Raw genomic sequence first — 21,923 nt, 5'->3', positions numbered from 1 at the left:
GCGGTGGCTTGCTTCACCCTGCGGCCGATCTGGTGCCGTCCCCCACCCGGACGACGACGGCGGTCGCCACCGCGGCGATGCCCTCGCCTTTTCCGGTGAATCCGAGCCCGTCGGTGGTGGTTGCCGACACGCTGACGGGTCCGCCCATCGCGGCGCTGAGCACTGCTTCCGCCTCGGCCCGGCGGGGTGAGAACTTGGGCCGGTTCCCCACCAGCTGCACGGCAACGTTGCCGATCTCGAATCCGGCGCGACGCACAATCCGCGCGGCTTCGGTCAGCAGGCTGACCCCCGAAGCGCCGGCGAATTCGGGGCGATCGGTGCCGAAATGGGTGCCGAGGTCACCGACTCCCGCGGCGGAGAAGAGCGCGTCCGCGGCGGCGTGAGCCACGGCGTCGCCGTCGGAATGGCCGCTCAGACCACGTTCGCCGTCCCAGAGCAGACCCGCGAGCCACAGCGGCCGGGGTGCATCCACGGGGGCAAACGCGTGCACGTCAACGCCGATGCCGGTGCGGGGCAGGATCATGGTGTGGTCTTCCCTGTCGGGGTCTGGGCAAGAATTTCCGCGAGGAGGAGGTCCTGGGCAGTGGTCACTTTGAACGCGGCGTCCGCCCCCTCCACCACCCGTACCGGGATGCCCAGCCGTTCCATCAGCGTGGCATCGTCGGTCACTGCTGCCCCCGGTTGCTGGTGGGCGCGACGGAGGGTGTCCAGGTTGAAACCCTGGGGTGTCTGGACTGCGCGGAGAGTGTCGCGGGGTGGGGTGTCGATGACCAATCCGCAGTCGACAGTTTTGATGGTGTCGACCACGGGGATGACGGGAATCACCGCTTCGGCGCCGTCGCGTAATGCGGCGACCACCCGGCGGAAAACTATCGGCGGGGTGAGCGCGCGGGCGGCGTCATGGACCAGGACCAGGCCGATGCCTGATCCCAAACCTGAGAGGCCGGCCGCCACCGAATCGGGTCGTGAAGCGCCCCCGTCAACCACTCGCACGGGAGTCTCGGAGGAGACGCCGACGACGGCGGCGCGGAGCTCAAGGTCTCCGGCTGGGACGACCACGCAGATCTCGGCGGCGATCTCCGCGTCGAGAACCCCCTGGAGTGCGTGCTCGAGGATGCTCCGGCCAGCAAACTTCACCTGGGCTTTGGGAATGCCGCGGCCCAGCCTCTGTCCGGCGCCGCCGGCGACAATGATGACCCCGACCTGCGCGTGGGCGGATTCGAGCTGGGAACTGGTTTCTGACACCTGATTACCCTATGCCAGGACATGAAAAAGGGACCGCCCACCAGGGCGGCCCCTCAACAAACCCGGTTGTTAGACCGATTAGGAAGCTAGAACCTCATCAAGAACGCTTGCGGCCTTCTCTTCGTCGGTTTTCTCTGCGAGTGCCAGCTCGGAGATCAGAATCTGCCGCGCCTTGGCGAGCATCCTCTTCTCCCCTGCGGACAACCCACGGTCATGATCACGGCGCCACAGGTCGCGGACTACTTCCGCAACCTTGATCACGTCACCCGAGGCAAGCTTTTCAAGGTTTGCCTTGTAGCGGCGCGACCAGTTGGTTGGCTCTTCAGTGAACTCGGCCCGCAGCACATCGAACACATGCTGGAGACCCTCTTTGCCCACTACGTCGCGCACCCCAACGAGGTCTACGTTTTCTGCTGGAACTTCAATGGTTAGATCACCCTGCGCCACCTTGAGCTTGAGATACATTTTCTCTTCGCCCTTTATCACGCGCATCTTGATCTCTTCGATCTTCGCTGCGCCGTGGTGAGGATAAACTACTGTTTCGCCGACCTCAAAAACCATGTGGACTTTCCCCTTTCCCGCAGATCAGTTTATCACGAATTCGACACGCCCAAGGCGTGTTTTCGCAGGTCAGCCGGGACTTATGGAAATAGGTGGCTATGATTCGCCCCTTGACGAATGAGGCTTTAAGTGATCCACGTCGCTCTGAAAGAGTTGTCCGGGTGCTGCAGTGCTCCATCATCGGGCCGATTTTCCCGATAGGCTGTAGGGAGAGATTCAACTAGCTGTTCCCCCATGCTGATCGACCACCGTAGGAGTTTGCGCTGTGAAGAGTGACCGAATCAATCCCCTGCAGCACATCCGGGCGAAGCGAAGCCTGGCTGCCGGTGCGGCTCTGGTCGCTGTCCTTGGTGCCACCGGTTGCAGCGTGACGAGCGAGCAGGCCACCACCATCCAGTACGCAGCATCGGATGGAATCGTCGACGAGGTGGGCCCGCTTGAACTCCGCAACATCCTGATCATCACCTCCGAAGAAGGTGAACCGGGCACCATCCTCGGAACGGTGTTCAATCCCTCAGACTCAGCGGTGCAGCTCACCATCGAGGGCGAAAACTCGTCGGTCGACGTCACTGTCCCCGCTGAGGGCAAATGGGTCTTTGAAGACGAGACCACCGATGATGGAGTGCTCGAGGGCGTCAGCGAAATCCCCGGCGCCCTGGTAGATCTGAACTTTGTCGTCAACTCGGAGAGCGTCGAGCTGCGGGTGCCTGTCCTGGACGGGACCCTCGCGGAATACCGGGAGTACGTCCCGGGTGGTTACACCCCTGAGCCCACCCCAACGCCGGAAGAGACCGGCGAAGAGGAAGAGTAACCCTCAGGACTCGTATTTGTAGCCCAGGCCACGCACTGTCACCAGGTGGCTTGGGTTCGACGGGTCGGTTTCGATCTTTCCCCGGAGCCGTTTGACGTGCACGTCGAGGGTCTTGGTGTCGCCGACGTAGTCCGAACCCCAGACCCGATCAATGAGTTGGCCCCTGGTCAGCACCCTGCCCGCATTGCGCAGCAGCATCTCCAACAGTTCGAACTCTTTCAGCGGCATGGATACCGGATCACCGTTGACACTGACCGTGTGCCGTTCAATATCCATCCGCACGGGGCCCGACTGCACGGTGCTGGAAATAAGTTCTTCGGGTTCGGCCTGCCGGCGGAGGACAGCGCGAATCCTTGCCACGAGCTCACGGGACGAATAAGGCTTGGTGACGTAATCATCGGCGCCAAGCTCCAGGCCAACCACCTTGTCAATCTCGGCGTCCTTGGCGGTGAGCATGATGACCGGAACACTTGAACGCTGGCGCAGCTGCCGGCAGACCTCGGTGCCGGACTGGCCTGGTAGCTGCAGGTCAAGCAGCACCAGATCGGCGCCGGCCCGGTCGAATTCGACGATGGCTTCTATCCCGTCTCCCACCACCGCCACCTCGAACCCTTCCCTGCCGAGCAGATAGGACAGGGGGTCACTGAAGGACTCTTCGTCCTCCACGATCAGGATGCGGGTCAAACGCTCACTCCTTGTTCATGGGCGGAGGTTCCGCCCGGCTTCTCATCGGATTTTCCGCCTGGCTTACCCGGCGATTTGTCGCTTCGCCTGTCGCCGGAGACAACACGCTCCTCCGCCGTTTCGGCGTCGGCCTCCATTTCGGGGAGACGGACGGTGAAGGTACTACCCTGGCCGTTCTGGGACCAGACGGTCACCTCGCCACCGTGGTTCGAGACCACATGCTTGACGATACTGAGCCCCAGTCCGGTGCCCCCTGTCTGACGGGATCGGGCTGCGTCGATCCGATAGAACCGCTCGAACACCCGCTCCTGCTCCTCAGCGGTGATGCCGATTCCTTGATCGGTGACCGAGATTTCGGCGAGTCCGTCGCGGGACCGCAGACCGACCCCGACCCGGGTGCGCTCGGGTGAGTACCGGATGGCGTTGTCGATCAGGTTGCGGAAGGCGGTCATCAACAGATCCGGGTCGCCGTAGACGGGCTCGTTGATCCGCCCTCCCACCACAATGTCGATCTGCTTGCTTTCTGCCGGCAGCCGGTTTCGGTCCACCGCCTCGGCGATCACCGTGTTGATATCCACAGGGCGACCGCGCCGCACGACGTCGGCGCCCTGCAGCCGTGAGAGTTCGATGATGTCCTGGACCAGGGCCGACAACCGGGCCGATTCCTTGTGCATTCGGCGGGCGAACCGCCGGACCGCTTCCTGGTCTTCGGCCGCGTCGTCCAGGGCCTCAGCGAGCAGTGAAATGGCGCCAACGGGCGTCTTGAGCTCGTGTGACACGTTGGCCACGAAGTCGTTGCGGATTTCCTCGGTGCGGGTGATTTCCGTGCGGTCATCGGCGAGGATCAGGACGTACTCTTCGCCCAGTGAAGCCACCCGGGCGAGCACGATAATGGTGCCCTGCCCCAGCGGTCCGCGGGGTAGTTCAAGCTGTTTCTGCTCGATCACACCGTCCCGGCGCACCCGTGCCGTCAGTTCGAGCAGCTCGGCGTGGACCACCGTGTGGCCGCGCACCAGGCCGAAGGCGTACGCCGCAGGGCTGGCTCGCACCACACCGTCGATGGCATCCACCACCACATAAGCCCGGCCAATAATCGACAGCACCTCCGCTGCCCCTTCGGGAAGGGTCGGCTCGTCCACGAAGAGCAGGGAACGCCGCTGGATTTCGCTCAGCCTGAAGGCAGCCATGCCGAAGGTGCCCACGGCGACGCCCACCAGCCCAGCGATCAGAATAAGAAGAACGGGATCCACATGCCTAGCTTATGCGCACCTTTGGTGTGGGGTTGAGTCTTCCGGTGGCAATAGGGAAGTGGTTCAACTAACGTTCACTCAAAGGTGCATAACAGTTCATCACCAACTGAGAATGTGCTGTGTGGGACTGTGCATAGACGTACGCAGTCATCTCTATGGAAAGGATGCCTCCCGTGCGGAAGGTTTTTCAGGCAGAGCTTCACCAGATAGGTGAACAGCTCATCGAAATATCGCAGCTGGTTGCGAACGCGATGGACAAGGCAACCATCGCGTTTGAAACCGCTGACACCGAACTTGCCCAGGATGTGATCGCAGCCGACGCACGCATTGATTTCCTCCAGAACGACCTCGACGAGCGCGCGATCGACATTCTCGCCCTGCAGGGCCCGGTTGCGAGCGACCTGCGGATGATCGTGGGGGCGCTTCGAATGAGCGCCTCGCTGGAACGCATGGGGGATCTGGCCCGCCACGTGGCACAGCTTGCCCGGCTCCGGTACCCGGACCACGTAATTCCGGCGGCGATCCGACCCACCTTCGAGGAAATGGCCCAGCTGGATCAGCAGATCGCCATTAAGGTGAAGCATCTGCTGGAGACCCGCAACCTCCAGCTGAGCAACGAAATCTATGCCCACAATGCGCGGATCAACGAACTGCACGCTGGCGTGTTCAAGGCCCTCGCCTCACCCGAATGGGATGTTTCAGCTCCCATCACTGTCGATGTGACCCTGGCCAGCCGGTACTTCGAACGATTCGCCGATCATGGCGTCTCGGTTGCACGTAAGGTCACCTACCTGGTGACCGGTGAATGGCAGCCCAGCGCACCACTGATCTAAAACGACATATCGCCGGGTTAGCCCCCAGGCCTGAACGACGACGGCCGGCCCCGTGAGGGGGACCGGCCGTCGTCGTCGTTGGTTGACTGTTAGTGCTTGCCCTGGTTGGCGACGGCTTCAATCGCTGCGGCTGCGGCGTCAGCGTCGAGGTAGGTGCCGCCAGCCTTGACTGGCACCAGGTTTTCGTCCAGCTCGTAGATCAGCGGGATACCGGTGGGGATGTTCAGCGACGCGATGTCGGCGTCGCTGATGCCGTCGAGGTGCTTCACCAGCGCGCGCAGCGAATTTCCGTGAGCTGCGATGAGGACCGTCTTGCCCGCTTTGATGTCGGGGGCGATGTCAGATTCCCAGTATGGGAGGAACCGGTCGAGGACGTCCTTGAGACATTCGGTGCGGGGAACGGCGTCGCCGAGGTCCGCGTAGCGCGGGTCGTTGGCCTGGGAAAACTCGCTGCTGTCCTCGATGGGCGGCGGCGGGGTGTCATAGGAGCGTCGCCACTCCATGAACTGGGCTTCACCGAACTCGGCGAGCGTCTGCGCCTTGTCCTTGCCCTGCAGGGCTCCGTAGTGGCGTTCGTTGAGCCGCCAGTGGCGTTTGACGTCAATCCAGCTGCGGTCAGCGGCTTCGAGAGCGAGGTTGGCCGTGATGATGGCCCGCTTTTGCCGTGAGGTGTAAACGATGTCGGGGAGAAGCCCGGCCTCGACGAGCAGTTCACCGCCTCGGATGGCTTCGGCACGGCCCTGTTCGGTGAGCGGCACATCAACCCACCCGGTGAAGAGGTTTTTCTCGTTCCACTCACTTTGGCCGTGGCGGAGCAGGATCACTTTGTAGGAAGTCATGGGTTTAGTCTGCCGTATGGGAGGCTCAGGTTCATCCGTCGTGCACTTCTGTTACTGGCGGTGGGTTACCACGGGCCGTAGGGACCGCTGCCACCCCGCACCTCGGAGACGGCCGGTTTCACGTCTGCGAGGTAGACGCACGCCGCAATCACTGCGACGATCTGCAGCAGGCCGAAGAGCCCAGATGCGGTCACGAGGACCGTCAGCACGCCAACGGCGGCAGCTCCACCGGTCATCGCGGTCCAGAAGCCCTTGGTGCGCTTCATCGTGGCCTCAAAGTTCGCGGCGGGCCGCCTCACGCAATCGACAAGCGCCCAGATCTCAATACCAACCGCCACCAACCCGAGCGCCAGGTACAGATAATTCCGAATGTCATAAGCGATGTTCACGGGTCCAGCTTATCGGGTGGAGTCGTCGAGTTCTCCCAGCCCGGCCAGGGCCTGCTCCAGATCCGCCCACAGGTCCTCGGGGTTTTCGATCCCAACCGAGAGCCGCACCAGGGATTCCGGCACGGTCACCGGCTCGCCGGTCTGCCGCCGCCGTCGTTCGATCAATGATTCGACGCCACCCAGGGAAGTTGCTGGCAGCCACAGGCGCACCGCCGAGACCAGGGCCTCGGCTGCTGCCACATCTGCCAGTTCGATGCTGATAATTGAGCCGAAGCCGTTCAGCTGGTCGGCGGCGCGCTGGTGCCCGGGATCTTCGGGTAGTCCGGGGAACCGAACCCTGGTCAGAGCCGGGTGGTACTGGAGTTTGCGCGCAAGGTACAGGGCCGTGGCCTGGGACCGTTCAACCCGGAGGGCCAGCGTACGTAGCCCGCGGAGCGCCAGCCAGACCTCGAACGGTCCGGCAATGGCCCCATACAGGGTGCGGTGCTTGAGCAGTTTCGCCTGCAGATCAGGGTCGGAGGTGGCCAGGGCGCCCAGGACGACGTCGGAGTGACCGGCCAGATACTTGGTCACCGAGTGGAGCACGACGTCGGCGCCGAAGTCCAGGGGCCGGCAAACCAGCGGCGTGTTGAACGTGTTGTCAACCACCACCGTGACTCCAGCCTTTTTCGCGGCGCTGATGATGGTTCGCAGGTCGGCCACTTCGAGCATGGGGTTGGTGGGGCTCTCCAGCCAGAGCAGGTCAGTGCCGGCCAGGGCGGCGAGCACCTGGTCAGTGTCGGCGACGTCAACCGTCTGCACAGTGAACCGGCCGCGCGACGCCTCATCACCGGCGAGGCTGAGCGACCCGGCGTAGGCGTGGCGGGGCATGACAACGTTGCCGTCCGTCGGCACCAGCGACAACGCGGCAGCAGCAGCACCCAGGCCTGAGCTGAACACGAGGGCCGGCAGCGCCGCACCCTCGAGCTTGCCGAGGGCTTCCTCGAACGGGTCCCAGGTGGGGTTGGACATGCGGCCATAGATGCGGTCCCCCGCCGCTGGATCCACCGCCTCGTGGAAGGTAGAGGACAGCACGATCGGCGGGTTCACCGGGGCATCGTGCTCCCGCGGGGGGCGGCCGGCGGCCACCACTATCGTGTCCGGGGCGAGCTGGTGGTGATCGTGGTGGGTCATGGGTTCAGGGTAGTTGGCCGTGGCGACCGGGTGAAATGTGACCCGCTCCCCTGGGCCGGGTGACGGCCGGCAGGACAAGTGTGTCGGTGATCCTCGATAGGCTGGTCGGGTGAGTACACCATCCGCACGCCGCACGTCCGGGCTGTTCATTGCTTTCGAAGGCGGCGACGGCGCCGGCAAGTCCACCCAGGCGGGTCTGCTGGCCACCGCGCTGCAGAAACGCGGCCTTGAAGTGATACGCACCCGGGAACCTGGTGGCACGGTCATTGGGGAGAAACTCCGCTCTCTGGTCCTCGATCACGGTCAGGGCGACATTGATCCCCGGACCGAGGCCCTCATCTTCGCCGCGTCCAGGGCGGCGCACGTCCACCAGACGATCCTGCCCGCACTGGAGCGGGGCGCCGTCGTCGTCTGCGATCGATACATCGACTCCTCGGTGGCCTATCAGGGCGCCGGGCGCGGCCTGGGGACGGATAGCGTGCTGGAGGTCAACTTGTGGGCCGTCGAGGGGTTGCGCCCCGATCTCACGGTGCTGCTCGACGTCGACCCGTTGGAGGGGCGCGGACGCCGGATGCAGAACGGGGCTGAGGACCGGCTGGAATCCGAGCCGGACATTTTCCATGCGCTGATCCGCGGGGCGTTCCTCGAACGGGCGGCCGCCGACCCGGCCCAATATCTGGTGCTGCCGGCCCGGAACCCGGTCACTGACTTGGCGGACGCCATCCTCAAAGCAGTCGAGGAGCATCTGGCGTGAGCGTATGGACCTTCCTGATGGGTCAGGAGCCCGTGGTTGAGCAGCTCAAACGCGCCGCGTCTGCCGGTCAACCGAACCACGCCTGGCTGTTCACCGGTCCACCGGGATCGGGTCGGTCCAACGCCGCACGGGCATTCGCCGCCGCGCTGCTCTGCGACCGGGACGCATTGGACGAACGAGGTTGCGGGGAGTGCCGGGCATGCCGGACCGCCCTGGCAGGCTCGCACGCCGACATCACCAACGTCACCACCGAAAAAGTGACAATCAGCATTGATGAGGCGCGCGAACTGGTTCGTAAAGCACAGGACAAGCCGTCCACCGGCCGCTGGCGGGTCATCATCGTGGAGGACGCCGACCGGATGCAGGAGCGCAGCACCAATGTGCTGTTGAAGGCCATCGAAGAGCCGCCGCCCCGGACTATCTGGTTGCTGTGCGCGCCGAGCCCCGGCGACGTGCTGGTGACCATCAGATCCCGGTGCCGGGCCGTCAACCTGCGACTGCCGCCGGTGCAGGACGTGGCCGACCTGTTGGTCCGCCGCGACGGCATCGATCCGGCGACGGCGGAAGCCGCAGCGCGGGCAGCGCAAAGCCACATCGGCGTGGCCAAACGGCTCGCCACCGACGACGGCGCCCGGGACCGGCGGAACCAGATCGTGAGATTGCCGCTTGATCTGAAGAGCGTCGCCGGGGCAATGAAGGCGGCGGCGGATCTGGTGAAACTAGCCGAGGCCGAGGCGCAGAGCTCCTTCGAGCAGCGGGATGCCCAGGAGAAGGCCGCGCTGCTCGCTACCCTCGGCGCGCCCGAAAGCGGCACCCTGCCGCCGGCTATCCGGGGGCAGGTCAAGCGGTTGGAGGATGACCAGACCCGCAGGGCCAAGCGGTCGAAGAACGACTACTTTGACCGTGCGCTGACCGACCTGACGTCCTTCTACCGGGATGTGCTGATGCTGCAGGTTTCCAGCGGTCGCGATCTGGTGAACGAGCCGCTGCGCCCCGAGCTGGAGGCGTTCGCCCGGTCCGGGACACCTGAGGCGACACTGGTGCGGATTGAGGCCATCAACAAAGTGCGGGACCGGATCGTTAACACCAACGTTGCCCCGTTGCTTGCCATCGAGGCCATGGCAGTCAGCCTCCTCCCCGAAAAGGATTACACCGCGTGAGACGTTTTCCCCACCGTCGTCTGGCCTCAGCCGCCGTCGTCCTCTCCGGCGCGCTGGCGCTGTCCGGCTGCCAGCTGCTCTCCCCCGGGCCGGGCGATGGTCCGGAAACGGGGGTCGAATCAGTGAACCCCGAGGTCGTTGGGGATGTGCCCGCGGACCTTGAAAGCTTCTACACCCAGGAGGTGGCCTGGGAGCTGTGCGAGGAGACGTTCGCCTGCGCCACCGTCAAGGTCCCCCTGGATTACGCCGACCCTGCGCGCGACTCGATCAATATCGCCCTGATTCGCAGCGACGCCACGGGCGAATCCCAGGGTTCGGTGCTGGTCAATCCGGGCGGCCCGGGCGGGTCCGGCGTCAACATCGTCAAGGACGCACTGACGTACGTCACCAGCGACCGGTTGCGGGAGGCTTACGACGTCGTCGGCTTCGACCCCCGCGGGGTGGGGAAATCGTCGGCCGTCGACTGCCAGACCGACGAGGAGCGCGAAGCGGACAGGCTGGAATATCTGGAGCCGGAGATCTCCGACGAGGAAGCGTTTGAGACGCTCACCGCCGAAGCTGAGGACTTCGCCGCACAGTGCGCCGAACGAACCGGTGAACTGCTCGGGTACGTGGACACCGACAGCGCGGCCCGCGACCTGGACATTCTGCGTGCCGCCGTCGGCGACCAAGACCTCAACTACCTTGGGTTCTCCTATGGCACGGCACTTGGTGCTGCCTACGCCGAACTGTTCCCCGCCAACACCGGGCGACTGGTGCTGGACGGCGCAGTGGATCCGTCCTTGAGCAATGAAGAGATCACGCTGGGGCAGGCCCAGGCCTTCGAGACGGCGCTGCGCACCTATGTGGCTGACTGCCAGCTCTCCAGCGACTGCCCCCTTCCCGCCGGAATCGAGGAGGGCGTGGCAGTCATCCAGGACCTGTTCCGGTCGGTCGAGGAAAGCCCGATGACAGCCGCTGACGGCCGCCTGGTCACGATCGGCACCTTCTTCAGCGGCTTCATCCTGCCGTTATATGACAACAACAACTGGACCCTGCTCACCGGCGCGCTCGACCAGGCGCTGCAGGGCGACCCGTCCGCGATGCTGCAACTGGCGGACCTCGGTGCTGAACGCGAAGCAGACGGCAGCTACCTCACCAACAGCAACGCCGCATTCATCGCGATCAACTGCCTCGACTACCCGATGACCAATGACCCCGCGGAGTTGGCGGCCGACGCCGACGAACTAGCCGAGGCTTCGCCGACCTTCGGCCCCTATCTCGCCTACGGCGGGGTGACCTGCGACGCGTGGGAGTACGGGCCGGTGCTCGCGCCCGCTCCGGCGTCGGCCCCTGATGCCGCACCAATGCTGGTCATCGGCACCACCGGAGACCCCGCAACGCCCTACGACTGGTCGCTGGCGCTGGCGGATCAGCTCGAAACCTCAGTCCACGTCACCTGGGACGGCGAAGGTCACACCGCCTACGGTCGGGCCGGCGACTGCATCGAGGACCTCGTGGATGACTATTTCGTTGACGGCACGCTTCCCGAGGACGGCGTCAGCTGCGACTGATGCGCCCACCGTGGCTGCTTTTGACCTGCACGCGGCTGCTCTTATAGAGTTGACGCTTGTGGATTGGGCCGTGCTCACGCGCGTCTCCTGAAGCTTCAGCCTCCTTAGCTCAGTCGGTAGAGCGTCTCACTCGTAATGAGAAGGTCGCCAGTTCGACTCTGGCAGGAGGCTCCACTTCTTTAATCCGGTGAGCAACCCGGACACGCGTTAGCAACCTGGACACCGGTGAGGGAATTTCCCACACCGATGTCCAGGTTGCTTACCGGAGCGCGTGAAGCTAACGCGCCTGGCGGTTAGGCGAAGTCGGCAGTTGCCGGGTCCGCGCCGATACGCCCGTCGGCACCCTTATCGAGGGCGTTGATGGCGTCGATGTCCCCGGCGTCGAGCGTGACATCCAGGGCGTCCCAGTTCTCGACAATCCGAGACTCAGTGACTGACTTCGGGATCACCACGTTGCCGAGCGCGAGGTGCCAGGCCACGACAACCTGTGCCGGTGTGGCGTTGTGCTTGGAGGCGATCTCGACCAGGGCTGGGTCTTCGAGGAGCCCCTTGCCCGAACCCAGCGGCGACCAGGACTCGTGCAGGATGCCCTTCTCCTGATGGAAGGCCTTGAGCTCCGCCTGGTTGAAGAACGGGTGCGTCTCCACCTGGTTGATCACGGGAACGACTCCGGTTGCGTCGATGATCTCCTGAAGAGCCTCGACGGTGAAGTTCGACACCCCGATCGAAGTGACCCGCCCCTGCTTCTGCAGTTCGATCAGCGCCTTCCACGTATCAAGGTACTTACCCTGCTTCGGTTGCAGCCAATGGATCAGGTAAAGATCGAGCTTCTCCAGGCCAAGCTTCTCCATCGAGACGTCGAACGCCTTAAGCGTGCTCTCATAACCCTGGTCGGCGTTCCACAGCTTTGTGGTGATGAAAAGCTCGTCGCGGTCCAGACCGGAGGCAGCAATGGCCCGGCCGACACCCGCTTCGTTCTGGTAGGCGGCCGCCGTATCGATGTGGCGGTACCCGGCCTTGAAGGCGCGCCCGACGACGTCTTCCGCGGTTGCGTCGTCAACCTGCCATACGCCGTAGCCGAGCTGGGGGATGCTAACGCCATCGTGGAATGTGAGATTCGGTGAGGTAGTCATAAATGCCTTTCGCCGTGTGAATGAATGCGATGTCACTAAAGTGAACCGCTATCCACGCCGAATTATTTCGTCAGCACCCTTTTTATTGTCAGACGTTCAGGCTTGCCGCCAATTGACGTTCAGCTTCGGCAATATCTTCTTCGACCAGGTCGGCTCGCCTTTTCACGTTATCCAGGCCAGCAGATGCCAGCCCCCAGCGTTCGCCGTCGAGCCTCGCCATCGCGGCCGCCTCGGCCGTTGTCGCGAGGGAGTTTCCGGCCCTCGAAAGCGCCCTGTGTACTGGCGTGAGCGCGCCCGGGATGTCCAACCCCTGGCTGGGTGATGACGCCTGCGCGGTCACACAAATGGTGTGCACCCGTTCCAGCAGGGGCCCGAGCTCATTGGCCAGTCCGGCCAGCTGGTTATAGACCTCGTCGTCGGCCACGCCTTCAAGAATCTGGTGATACTGGTCCAGGCCGCGGCGGAAGCGGTCATGGGCACGCCGCCAGACGCCCGTGCCGAGCTCGGCATCGTCCTTGCGCCCTTGTCGGGCAGCGGAGAAGAATCCCATGGCGATCAGCGGCGCGCCAGTCTGGCTGGGGAATCGACGAACTCCAGGAGACGGGCCGGAGTGGTGTCTGTTTGAGCAAGACTCTGCTGTTTACTCATGGAATTATCGTCTCACGGTGCGCCACTGGGGAAGGCCCGGATGACTCCCCGTGGAGCTACCCCGGACTTCCTGCAGCCGAGGACCCGGCTAGTCGCCGACGATTTCCTGTGGTGACGACGACCGGTAGCATTGGTTCTCACGACGATCCAGCTCCTCGGTAATCTCCTCGAGTCGCCCCTCGGTCTCAGGGTCCGGTAGCCCATACCTGACGTATTCGGCGTCGAGTTCGCGATGAATCCTGCTGTTCAGGATCATCACCTCGGAGCTCTCCAACTGTGTCAGGTCGTCAGGGAACGCCTCATCGGGAGCGAGGCGGGTGGTGTCGGTCATGGGGGTCCTTCCAAGATGACTAAATACGAGGAGGCGCTGACAAAGCAGCAGGGCCAAACGGGTGACATCACCAGCTGGCCGGACGCAGGGCGGTCCTCACAGACGCGGAATTGCCGAGGGACAAGCCGTCTGAGAGATGCCCGCGGCGCGGGAGGATGTGGGTGTCTTGACCGGGGCCCGAAGGGGCAATCCGTGCAGCGTTAAGGCCATCGAAATCCTGTTTACGAGGAGAGGTTCCCGTGGCTGTCTGCTCAACCTGTCTATGACTATATCCCATCCCGACAAGACTGGGCGGCGCAGCTATTCAACACCGGATCGCCGACCAGAACCCGCCCGAGTCTCGCACCGATTAGAGTTGACTCCGTCAGGTGTGGGGTCGTTGAAGGACGCCAAGAAGTGGAGAACAGCATGTCAGAAGCCCAGCGGGTGGAGTCGGATATTCACAACGTTTTGCTGGACATGGTGATGGATAGCGACGACGTGAGCACTTTTCTCACCGGGCTCACCCAGCTGGCCGCGAAAACGCTGACGTCGAAGGCCTCCGGTGAGGTGCTGTGTGGGCTGACACTCCTCCGCCCCCGCACCATGGGGACGGTCGCCAGTAGCAGCGAGCTCGCCCGGAAGACCGACGAGATTCAGTACGCCTTCGACGACGGTCCGTGCCTGCGGGCCGCACGCGAAAACGTGACGGTCCACGTGCGCGATGTTCCCAATGACACCCGGTTCCCCGATTACCGGGACGCCGTCGCCGAGCACGGCATCCGCTCGGCGTTGGGGATACCCGTCCCCCTGGGCGGCGAGTCGCGGGCTGGTCTCGATTTCTATTCGACCGTGACCAACGCGTTCGACGACGACGCCGTCGCGGCCGCCGAAGCCTTTGCATTGGAAGCCTCCAAGTCCTTGCGGCTTGCGGTGCGGATGGCTCAGCTCAGCGATGCCAGCAAGCACCTCGAAGCCGCCATGCGGTCCCGCACGGTGATCGACCTTGCGGCAGGAATCATCATGGCCCAAAACCGGTGCTCGCAGGACGAGGCGGTTGAGATCCTGAAGTCCGCATCCAGTGCCCGCAACATCAAGTTGCGCGAAGTTGCCAGCGCGGTTGTGGCTTCGGCCAATCAGGCACCAACCACCACCCACTTCGAGAAGTAGCCTCCCGCTACAGAAATACACCGATCGTGCCCGCTGAGCGGGAAGGTCTAGACAGTCGGCGGATTCAAGTGGTCGTTTCATCCATCCCTGCTGATCAGTGGGGAGGAGCCACCGTGAGGAGAACTTTCCCGGTGTGTTCCCCGGAATCAAAGTACTGATGGGCTTCGACCGCACGCTCCAGCGGGAAGGTGCGGTCTACCATCGCCTTGACCTTGCCCGACTCGACAAGCGGCCAGACATGGTCCCGGACCGCCGCCATGATGGCAGTCTTCTCAGCCACTGGACGCCCACGCAGTGTGGTGCCGGCCACCGAAGCGCGCTTCGTCATCAGCGCACCAAGATTCAGCTCGGCCCTGGCACCGCCCTGCAAACCGATGATGACCAGGCGCCCCCCGACGGCGAGCGCCTGAACATTCTGCTCAAGGTACTTGGCGCCCACGACGTCGAGAATCACGTCCGCCCCTCGACCCGACGTGGCTGCGGCTACTTCAGCGACGAAGTCCTGCTCCCGATAGTTGATGCAGGTGACGGCGCCGAGGCCCCGTGCAACCTCGAGCTTTGCCGCCGATCCCGCAGTGACAAGCGGGATAGCCCCGAACGCAAGCGCCAGCTGGACGGCCATGGTTCCAATTCCGCCGGCGCCCCCATGGATCAACACCCGCTCGCCGGCTTGAAGGTGCGCGGTGAGGAACAGGTTCGAGTAGATAGTCGCCGCAACCTCCGGCAGGGCCGCAGCCGCTACCAGATCCATTCCCGACGGCGCACGAAGGACCTGACCGGCGGGGNGACCTGCTCCGCGTACCCGCCGCCGGACAGCAGCGCCACCACCTCATCACCCACCGAAAAACCGGACCCACCGGCGTCGGCAATCCTGCCCGAGACCTCCAGCCCGGGATACTCCGACGCACCCGGCGGCGGAGGGTAGAGTCCTTTGCGCTGCTGGACGTCCGCCCGGTTCAGCCCGGCGGCGACGACGTCGATCAGCAGCTCCCCCGGCCCTGCCTGGGGCGCAGCCACCTGCGACACACTGAGCACCTCTGGTGCGCCTGGTTCGGTGATTACTACTGCTCTCAAAAGGTCCTCCACTGGAACGGTTTTTTGGTTGAACTGGAAGCTACGTGAAAGACTACTCACTTGGGAAGGTTGTCCGAGCGGCCGATGGAGCTGGTCTTGAAAACCAGTGTGCGGTAACCCCGTACCAAGAGTTCGAATCTCTTACCTTCCGCCCGTAGAAAGTGTTGGCCCCGGTTTCATACCGGGGCCAACATTCGTTAACGCCTGACTCGCTTACCCTTCACTTTCCGCAACCTCTCGTTCACGATGGTCTGGTTGGCTCGAACGTGGCCCAAAAGGTCGGCTGGATCACATTCAGCACTTTTTTCGAGCCATCAGGCTCGTGTTCCACACACGGGCGGACTCACTCGCGGCTGTCATCAGCCAAAGTCAAGGAGATCTAGCGGATGAAACATTCGTCATGGAAGGGCGGGCTTGGTGCTGCGCTAACGATGGGGCTGCTCGCCTCGCCGGTAGCCGTGCTTCCCGCCTACGCGGCACCGAACGGCATCGTGATCAACGAGGCCTATGTGAACGGGGGAAGCGCCAATGCCCCGTATCTGAACAAGTTTGTTGAACTCCACAACACCACAGATCAGCCGGTGGACATCAGCGGCTGGTCCCTGCAGTACCGGTCCGCCAGTGGGTCCGCCGCACCAACCGGTGTTGCACCGCTGACCGGCACCATTCCGGCTAATGGCCATTACCTGGTCGGCGGATCCAGCAACGCCGACAACGGTGTCGCGCTGCCTGAGGTGGACGCGACGATAGGCGCCAGCTTCGCCGGGGGCGGCGGCACCCTGATCCTGTCGAATGACTCCGCGGCCCTGAATCCGCTGGCCACCGGTTCGGTGACCGGCAACCCTGCGATCGAAGACCTGTTGGGGTACGGGTCCTCGAACACGTTCGAAACAGCTGTTGCGCCCAAACCCGACAGCAACTCCGACCCCCGGTCATTGAATCGGACAGGCTTCGTCGACACCGACGACAACTCAGCCGACTTCACCCTCAGCGAGGCGGTCACACCGACGAACGCTGACGGCGAGACGGGCAGCTTTGAACCCGAACCGGAGCCAGAACCGCCGGTCGCCGGCGACGTTGTTCCCATCAACGAGATTCAGGGCACCGGAACTGCCACACCGCTGGCGGGTGAAACGGTCACCACCCGGGGCGTTGTTACCGCCGCCTATCCCACCGGTGGCATTGACGGCTACGTGATCCAGACAGAAGGCACCGGCGGCGAAGCGGGTGCCGCCTCTGACGGCATCTTCATTTACTCCCCAGGCACCGTCGCCGACGTCGCGATCGGTGACCATGTGGAGGTTACGGGTGAGGCCGGGGAGAACTTCGGTGTCACCCAGATCGAGGTAGTGGCCGGTGCGGCCACCGTGCTGACCGAGCCAGCCGAGGAGGTCAAGTCCCTCATCACGCCCTGGCCGGCAACCAACGCCGAGCGTGAAGTGCTGGAGAGCATGCTCGTCAGGCCGACCGGCGACTTCACCGTTACGGACAACTATGACCTGAACCGCTACGGCGAAATTGATCTGGCCTTCGGCACCGACGCCCTGGTTCAGCCCACCGAAATTGCCCCTCCCGGCACCCCGGAGAACGCGGCCGTTCAGGCAGACAACAGCGCCCGCGGAGTCACTCTCGACGACGGCGCCACGATCGACTTCGTCCGGAACATGGACCGCGCCCTGCCCTACCTGACGGTCGAGAATCCAGTCCGGGTCAACGGGTCAGCGACCTTTGTCTCCGACGTCATCGTCGACTTCGACTTCGGCGTATGGCGATTCCAGCCGGTGACACACCTCACCCCTGATAATGCCGATGAAGTTCAGCCAGTCACCTTCGCAGGCGAACGGCCGGCCACCCCAGTGGAAGTGGGCGGCGACATCAAGATTGCCTCGTTCAACGTGTTGAACTACTTCAGCACTACCGGTGATGAGCTGGCCGGGTGCACCTACTACAACGACCGCGCTGGCAACCCCATCACGGTCCGGGGCGGCTGTGACGCTCGCGGTGCTGCCAACACTGAAAGTCTTGAGCGCCAGGAAGCCAAGATCGTTGATGCGCTGACCAACCTTGACGCCGACATGGTCTCGCTGGAAGAAATCGAGAACTCGGCGGCCTTCGGCAAGGATCGTGACGAGGCGCTCGCTTCGTTGACCACGGCCCTGAACGAAGTTGAGCCGGGGGTCTGGGACTTCGTCCCCTCCCCCGCCGAGGTGCCCGCCAACGAAGACGTCATCCGCAACGCCTTCATTTACAAGCCCGCCGCGGTAGAGACCGTCGGTGATTCAGTCATCCTCGATGACGACGTCGCGTTCTCGAACGCCCGAAAGCCGCTAGCGCAAGCCTTCCAGGTCGCTGGCGGCGGCGAGTCGACGAAGTTCCTTGCGATCGTGAACCACTTCAAGTCGAAGGGCTCCGGTTCCGGGGAGAATGAAGACCAGGGCGACGGGCAGGGAGCTTCAAACCCTGACCGCGTAAAGCAGGCAGCAGCTCTCGTGGACTTCGCCGACACGATGCAGGCCGAAGCTGGCACCGATAAGGTTTTCCTCACGGGTGACTTCAACTCCTACACGGCTGAAGACCCCATGCAGGTGTTCTACGAGGCCGGGTACATCAACCAGGGCGCCGACACCGGGAAGTACTCCTACGTCTTTGGTGGACAGTCAGGATCACTGGATCACATCCTCGCCTCACCTGAAGCCGATGCAACTGTCACCGGCGTCGACATCTGGAATATCAATGCGGTCGAATCGGTGGCGCTCGAGTACAGCCGGTTCAACTACACCCCGGTGAACTATTACACCGCTGACCAGTACCGCGCCAGCGACCACGATCCAGTAATTGTCGGTCTGGATCTGGACGAAGTCATTGAGTTCACCGATATTGAGGACAACGAACACCAGGACCACATCGAGTGGATGGCAGAAAACGGCCTTTCCACCGGCTGGCTGGAAGCCGATGGCACCCGGACCTACCGCCCGTTGGCAAGCATCAACCGCGACGCGATGGCCGCGTTCCTCTACCGGCTGGCCGGGGAACCTGAGTTCGAACTTCCAAACGAATCACCGTTCAGCGACGTAGCCTTCCCCGCCGATGAAGCTGACCGGGTTGAGCACTTCGACGCGATCATGTGGATGCACGAATCGGGGCTTTCCACTGGCTGGCCAGAGACCGATGGCACCCGGACCTTCCGCCCGGTGACCCCGGTCAACCGGGACGCGATGGCAGCATTCCTGAAGCGCTTCGCCGGGCAGACCTGCCTGAACGAGGAAGCCATCGAGTATGTCGACCCCAGCGGCCCCCCGTTCACGGACGTGCCTGAGGGCATGATGTTCGAGGAGGAAATCTCCTGGATGAAGGACGCCGGGATTTCCGAGGGCTGGGGCGACGGCACCTACCGCCCGGTCACCCCGGTGGCCCGCGACGCGATGGCAGCCTTCGTGAACCGGTTCGACGACACGTTTGGATCCTGCGGCAGGTAAGTCCTGCGGCGCGTTCCGCCCTGGAAAAGTTGGCCCCGGCTTCGAACCGGGGCCAACTTTCGTTAAAGGCTGGCCCCCTGCTCTTCACTTTTAGTCACCTCTCGTTCACGATGGTCTGGTTGGCTCGGTTTGACTCAAAAGGTCAGTTGGATCACATTCAGCATATTTTTCGAGCCACCAGGCCCGTGTTTCACACACAGGCGGACTCACTCGCGGCTGTCAACAGCCAAAGCCAAGGAGAACTAGCGGATGAAACATTCGTCATGGAAGGGCGGGCTTGGTGCCACGCTAGCGGTGGGGCTTCTCGCCTCCCCGATAGCCGCACTACCCGCCTATGCGACGCAACAGACCGACGTCGAAGTCAAAGCCCCCGGCGTCACCACCGAGATCAGTCTTCTCAACATCAACGATTTCCACGGACGCATCGACCGCAACACGGTGAAGTTCGCTGGCACCGTCGAACAGTTGAGGGCTGAGGCCGGCGCGGAGAACACGCTCTTCATCTCGGCCGGTGACAACATTGGGGCGTCGCTGTACGCCTCCTCATCGCAGCGCGACGTTCCAACGATCGATGTGCTCAACGCGCTGGAGTTGCGCGCCTCGGCGGTCGGCAACCACGAATTCGACGGCGGATTCGCGGACCTCACCGAGCGTGTTGAACCAATCGCAAACTTCTCCTATCTGGGCGCCAACGTCTACACCAAGGGCACCCAGGAACCGGCGTTGGATGAGTACGAAGTCTTCACAGTGGATGGCATCGAAGTAGCTGTCATCGGGGCTGTCACCCAGGAAACACCTACCCTGGTGAGCCCCGGCGGCATCGAGACCATCGACTTTGGGGATCCCGTCGAGGCCGTCAACCGTGTGGCGCAGGAGATCGAGGACGGCGACCTGGCCGACGTCATCGTCGCGGAGTACCATGCGGGTGCTGACGGATCGAGCGAAGACTCGGCAGCCCTTCCCGAAGTTATCCCGGGCAGCGAATTCGATGCGATCGTCAATGGGACCACACCACTGGTGGACGCAATCTTTAACGGGCACACCCACTCGTTCTACGCCTCAGACGCTCCAGTTCCCGGCGAGGCCGGCGAAACCCGTCCGATCGTCCAAACAGGTTCTTATGGCGAGTTCATCGGTCAGATCGAGCTGACCGTCGACACCCTCACCGGCGACGTCGTCGAGTATGAGGCCCGCAACGTACCCCGTACAGGGATCGACGACGCCGAGCTGGTCGCCGACTACCCACGGGTGGCAGAGGTCCAGACGATCGTCAACGAAGCGATTGCGACTGCCGACGAGCTCGGCAGCGTTGTCCTCGGGAAGGTCACCGAGGACATCACCACCGCGTTCACCGGTGATTCGCGTGATGACCGCGGATCGGAATCCACGCTGGGCAATCTGGTCGCTGACTCGCTGCTGTCGTCACTGCAGTCGGATCTGCGCGGCGGAGCCGAAATCGGCGTCGCCAACCCCGGTGGGCTCCGTGCCGAGCTGTACTACGACGAGAACGGCGACATCACAGTCGCTGAAGCCAACGCGGTATTGCCCTTCCTGAACAACCTGGCGACCACCACGCTGACCGGCGCCCAGTTCGCCGAACTGCTGGAGCAGCAGTGGCCCCGCGAGGGCGGCGTCCGCACCAACTTCCTGCATCTGGGACTGTCGGACAATGTCACTTACACCTACGATGCCCAGGCGGCCGAAGGCTCCCGGATCACTTCGGTAACCATCGACGGGGCGCCACTTGAGCCAACCCGTGACTACCGGGTTGGCACTTTCAACTTCCTGATCCAGGGCGGCGACGATTTCGTGGTCTTCAACGAAGGCGCCGATACCCTGGACTCGGGTCTGGTTGACCGGGAAGCATGGTTCGACTACATCGAAGCCAACAGCCCGCTCTCACCGACCTTCGACCGCCGCGCGGTGCAGGTTCAGGGCGCACCCACGAACGTGGTTCTCGGCCAGGAGGTCAGCTTCGACGTCTCCAAACTGGACCTGACGTCCCTGGGCAGCCCCACCAACACCAGCATCGTCCTGTCCTACTCCGTCGGCGACGGTGAGCCAGCGGAGATCAGCACGTTCGACGTGACTGACGGAGCAGCACGGATCGCGTTCACCGTTCCCGCCGACGCCCTCGGCGCGACGTTCTACCTGACCGCACCCGACTCCGGCACCGAGGTACGCCTCCCCATTGGCGTCGAAATCGCTGAGTTCACCGACGTCGAAGGCAACGAACACCAGGACCACATCGAGTGGATGGCAGAAAACGGTCTCTCCACCGGCTGGCTGGAAGCCGACGGAACCCGTTCGTACCGTCCACTCGCGAGCATCAACCGCGACGCGATGGCGGCGTTCCTGTACCGCTTGGCCGGGGAACCAGAGTTCGAGCTTCCCGAGGAGTCGCCGTTCAGCGACGTAGCCTTCCCCGCTGACGAAGCGGACCGGGTTGAGCACTTCGAAGCGATCATGTGGATGCACACCTCCGGCCTGTCGACCGGCTGGCCTGAGACCGACGGCACCCGGACCTTCCGTCCGGTGACCCCGGTCAACAGGGACGCGATGGCAGCATTCATGATGCGTCTCGCCAGCGAGGTTTGCCTCGATGCGGAAGCGATGAGCTATGTAAACCCCAAGGGTGCGCCGTTCTCTGACGTACCTGTTGGAACGATGTTCGAGAAGGAGATCTCCTGGCTGAAGGATGCCGGGATCTCCGAGGGCTGGAGAGACGGCACCTACCGTCCAGTCACCCCCGTGGCGCGTGACGCGATGGCAGCATTCGTCAACCGGTTCGACGACGAGGTTGGAGCCTGCGGCAGGTATGCCGCAGGCCTCTAGTCCGACAACCTAGCCAGACCGGCGG

19 protein-coding genes, 2 tRNA genes and 1 pseudogene are annotated in these 21,923 nt (G+C 63.4%); 10 read left to right on the top strand and 12 right to left on the bottom strand.

All coding sequences use genetic code 11. From position 1 onward, the window contains the following. Positions 1 to 13: 13 nt before the first annotated feature. The 3 genes from ispF to B384_RS0106780 all read right to left on the bottom strand — a co-directional run bounded on the left by ispF (position 14) and on the right by B384_RS0106780 (position 1,806). Complete coding sequence (gene ispF / locus B384_RS18055) at positions 14 to 523, bottom strand: 2-C-methyl-D-erythritol 2,4-cyclodiphosphate synthase (protein WP_019482367.1); 510 nt, start codon at positions 521 to 523, stop codon at positions 14 to 16. Further along, the gene (ispD, locus tag B384_RS0106785; RefSeq protein WP_019482366.1) at positions 520 to 1,245 is read right to left on the bottom strand and encodes a 2-C-methyl-D-erythritol 4-phosphate cytidylyltransferase; all 726 of its coding nucleotides are present in this window, start codon (positions 1,243 to 1,245) and stop codon (positions 520 to 522) included. Before ispD ends, ispF begins: the two co-directional genes overlap by 4 nt. 78 nt (positions 1,246 to 1,323) lie before the next feature. Then, positions 1,324 to 1,806: a CarD family transcriptional regulator gene (locus B384_RS0106780; protein ID WP_019482365.1), complete on the bottom strand. Its 483-nt coding sequence runs from the start codon at positions 1,804 to 1,806 to the stop codon at positions 1,324 to 1,326. Between the two features lie 265 nt (positions 1,807 to 2,071). Between B384_RS0106780 and B384_RS0106775 the strand changes: the two genes are divergently transcribed. Further along, positions 2,072 to 2,617 carry a hypothetical protein gene (locus B384_RS0106775; protein ID WP_019482364.1) on the top strand — a complete coding sequence of 182 codons (546 nt, stop codon included), beginning with the start codon at positions 2,072 to 2,074 and terminating at the stop codon, positions 2,615 to 2,617. A 3-nt stretch (positions 2,618 to 2,620) separates the two neighbouring features. Here the strand turns inward: B384_RS0106775 and B384_RS0106770 are convergent, their stop codons facing one another. Next, entirely contained in the window at positions 2,621 to 3,301 is a 681-nt protein-coding gene (locus tag B384_RS0106770) for a response regulator transcription factor (RefSeq protein WP_019482363.1), read from the bottom strand. Further along, a complete protein-coding gene (locus tag B384_RS0106765) occupies positions 3,298 to 4,551 on the bottom strand; it encodes a sensor histidine kinase (protein ID WP_019482362.1) in 1,254 nt (417 codons plus the stop codon). Before B384_RS0106765 ends, B384_RS0106770 begins: the two co-directional genes overlap by 4 nt. A gap of 173 nt (positions 4,552 to 4,724) precedes the next feature. Between B384_RS0106765 and phoU the strand changes: the two genes are divergently transcribed. After that, positions 4,725 to 5,384, top strand: a complete 660-nt coding sequence (phoU, locus tag B384_RS0106760; protein ID WP_019482361.1) for a phosphate signaling complex protein PhoU — start codon at positions 4,725 to 4,727, stop codon at positions 5,382 to 5,384. An 89-nt stretch (positions 5,385 to 5,473) separates the two neighbouring features. On the opposite strand, the gene B384_RS0106755 is transcribed toward phoU, so the two are convergent. The 3 genes from B384_RS0106755 to B384_RS0106745 all read right to left on the bottom strand — a co-directional run bounded on the left by B384_RS0106755 (position 5,474) and on the right by B384_RS0106745 (position 7,785). After that, positions 5,474 to 6,223, bottom strand: a complete 750-nt coding sequence (locus tag B384_RS0106755) for a phosphoglyceromutase (RefSeq protein ID WP_019482360.1) — start codon at positions 6,221 to 6,223, stop codon at positions 5,474 to 5,476. A gap of 65 nt (positions 6,224 to 6,288) precedes the next feature. Continuing rightward, entirely contained in the window at positions 6,289 to 6,612 is a 324-nt protein-coding gene (locus B384_RS0106750; protein ID WP_019482359.1) for a DUF2516 family protein, read from the bottom strand. 9 nt (positions 6,613 to 6,621) lie between these two features. After that, positions 6,622 to 7,785 carry a trans-sulfuration enzyme family protein gene (locus B384_RS0106745; protein WP_019482358.1) on the bottom strand — a complete coding sequence of 388 codons (1,164 nt, stop codon included), beginning with the start codon at positions 7,783 to 7,785 and terminating at the stop codon, positions 6,622 to 6,624. A 109-nt stretch (positions 7,786 to 7,894) separates the two neighbouring features. Here B384_RS0106745 and tmk point away from each other — a divergent pair, with 109 nt between their 5' ends. The 4 genes from tmk to B384_RS0106725 all read left to right on the top strand — a co-directional run bounded on the left by tmk (position 7,895) and on the right by B384_RS0106725 (position 11,426). Continuing rightward, positions 7,895 to 8,539, top strand: coding sequence for a dTMP kinase (gene tmk / locus B384_RS0106740; RefSeq protein ID WP_019482357.1), 645 nt, complete (start codon positions 7,895 to 7,897; stop codon positions 8,537 to 8,539). Further along, on the top strand, positions 8,536 to 9,699 hold the full coding sequence (locus B384_RS0106735; protein ID WP_019482356.1) for a DNA polymerase III subunit delta': 1,164 nt from the start codon (positions 8,536 to 8,538) through the stop codon (positions 9,697 to 9,699). The genes tmk and B384_RS0106735 overlap by 4 nt, the downstream gene beginning before the upstream one ends. Beyond that, positions 9,696 to 11,252: an alpha/beta hydrolase gene (locus B384_RS0106730; protein ID WP_019482355.1), complete on the top strand. Its 1,557-nt coding sequence runs from the start codon at positions 9,696 to 9,698 to the stop codon at positions 11,250 to 11,252. The genes B384_RS0106735 and B384_RS0106730 overlap by 4 nt, the downstream gene beginning before the upstream one ends. A gap of 98 nt (positions 11,253 to 11,350) precedes the next feature. Continuing rightward, positions 11,351 to 11,426, top strand: a tRNA-Thr gene (locus B384_RS0106725). Positions 11,427 to 11,545: 119 nt separating this feature from the next. Here the strand turns inward: B384_RS0106725 and B384_RS0106720 are convergent. From B384_RS0106720 to B384_RS18050, 3 genes are all read right to left on the bottom strand, one after another. Beyond that, a complete protein-coding gene (locus tag B384_RS0106720; protein ID WP_019482354.1) occupies positions 11,546 to 12,385 on the bottom strand; it encodes an aldo/keto reductase in 840 nt (279 codons plus the stop codon). Positions 12,386 to 12,473: 88 nt separating this feature from the next. Beyond that, complete coding sequence (locus tag B384_RS0106715; RefSeq protein WP_019482353.1) at positions 12,474 to 12,935, bottom strand: hypothetical protein; 462 nt, start codon at positions 12,933 to 12,935, stop codon at positions 12,474 to 12,476. A gap of 186 nt (positions 12,936 to 13,121) precedes the next feature. After that, positions 13,122 to 13,364: a hypothetical protein gene (locus B384_RS18050; RefSeq protein ID WP_019482352.1), complete on the bottom strand. Its 243-nt coding sequence runs from the start codon at positions 13,362 to 13,364 to the stop codon at positions 13,122 to 13,124. A gap of 408 nt (positions 13,365 to 13,772) precedes the next feature. On the opposite strand from B384_RS18050, the gene B384_RS0106705 reads away from it, so the two are divergent. Then, on the top strand, positions 13,773 to 14,513 hold the full coding sequence (locus tag B384_RS0106705; protein ID WP_019482351.1) for a GAF and ANTAR domain-containing protein: 741 nt from the start codon (positions 13,773 to 13,775) through the stop codon (positions 14,511 to 14,513). 94 nt (positions 14,514 to 14,607) lie between these two features. Here the strand turns inward: B384_RS0106705 and B384_RS18045 are convergent. Continuing rightward, a pseudogene (locus B384_RS18045) lies at positions 14,608 to 15,587 on the bottom strand (NAD(P)H-quinone oxidoreductase). A gap of 63 nt (positions 15,588 to 15,650) precedes the next feature. On the opposite strand from B384_RS18045, the gene B384_RS0106695 reads away from it, so the two are divergent. The 3 genes from B384_RS0106695 to B384_RS18035 all read left to right on the top strand — a co-directional run bounded on the left by B384_RS0106695 (position 15,651) and on the right by B384_RS18035 (position 21,898). Then, positions 15,651 to 15,738, top strand: a tRNA-Ser gene (locus B384_RS0106695). 235 nt (positions 15,739 to 15,973) lie between these two features. Next, the gene (locus B384_RS18040; RefSeq protein WP_156809003.1) at positions 15,974 to 19,063 is read left to right on the top strand and encodes an ExeM/NucH family extracellular endonuclease; all 3,090 of its coding nucleotides are present in this window, start codon (positions 15,974 to 15,976) and stop codon (positions 19,061 to 19,063) included. Between the two features lie 249 nt (positions 19,064 to 19,312). Continuing rightward, positions 19,313 to 21,898 (top strand): 5'-nucleotidase C-terminal domain-containing protein, encoded by a 2,586-nt coding sequence (locus B384_RS18035; protein WP_019482348.1) that lies wholly within the window; start codon positions 19,313 to 19,315, stop codon positions 21,896 to 21,898. Positions 21,899 to 21,923: the final 25 nt, after the last annotated feature.

Source organism: Arthrobacter sp. TB 23 (assembly GCF_000294595.1).
GTDB lineage: Bacteria > Actinomycetota > Actinomycetes > Actinomycetales > Micrococcaceae > Arthrobacter_D.
Note: the sequence above shows the minus strand (reverse complement) of the source record. Positions and strands in the feature narration are given on the sequence as shown.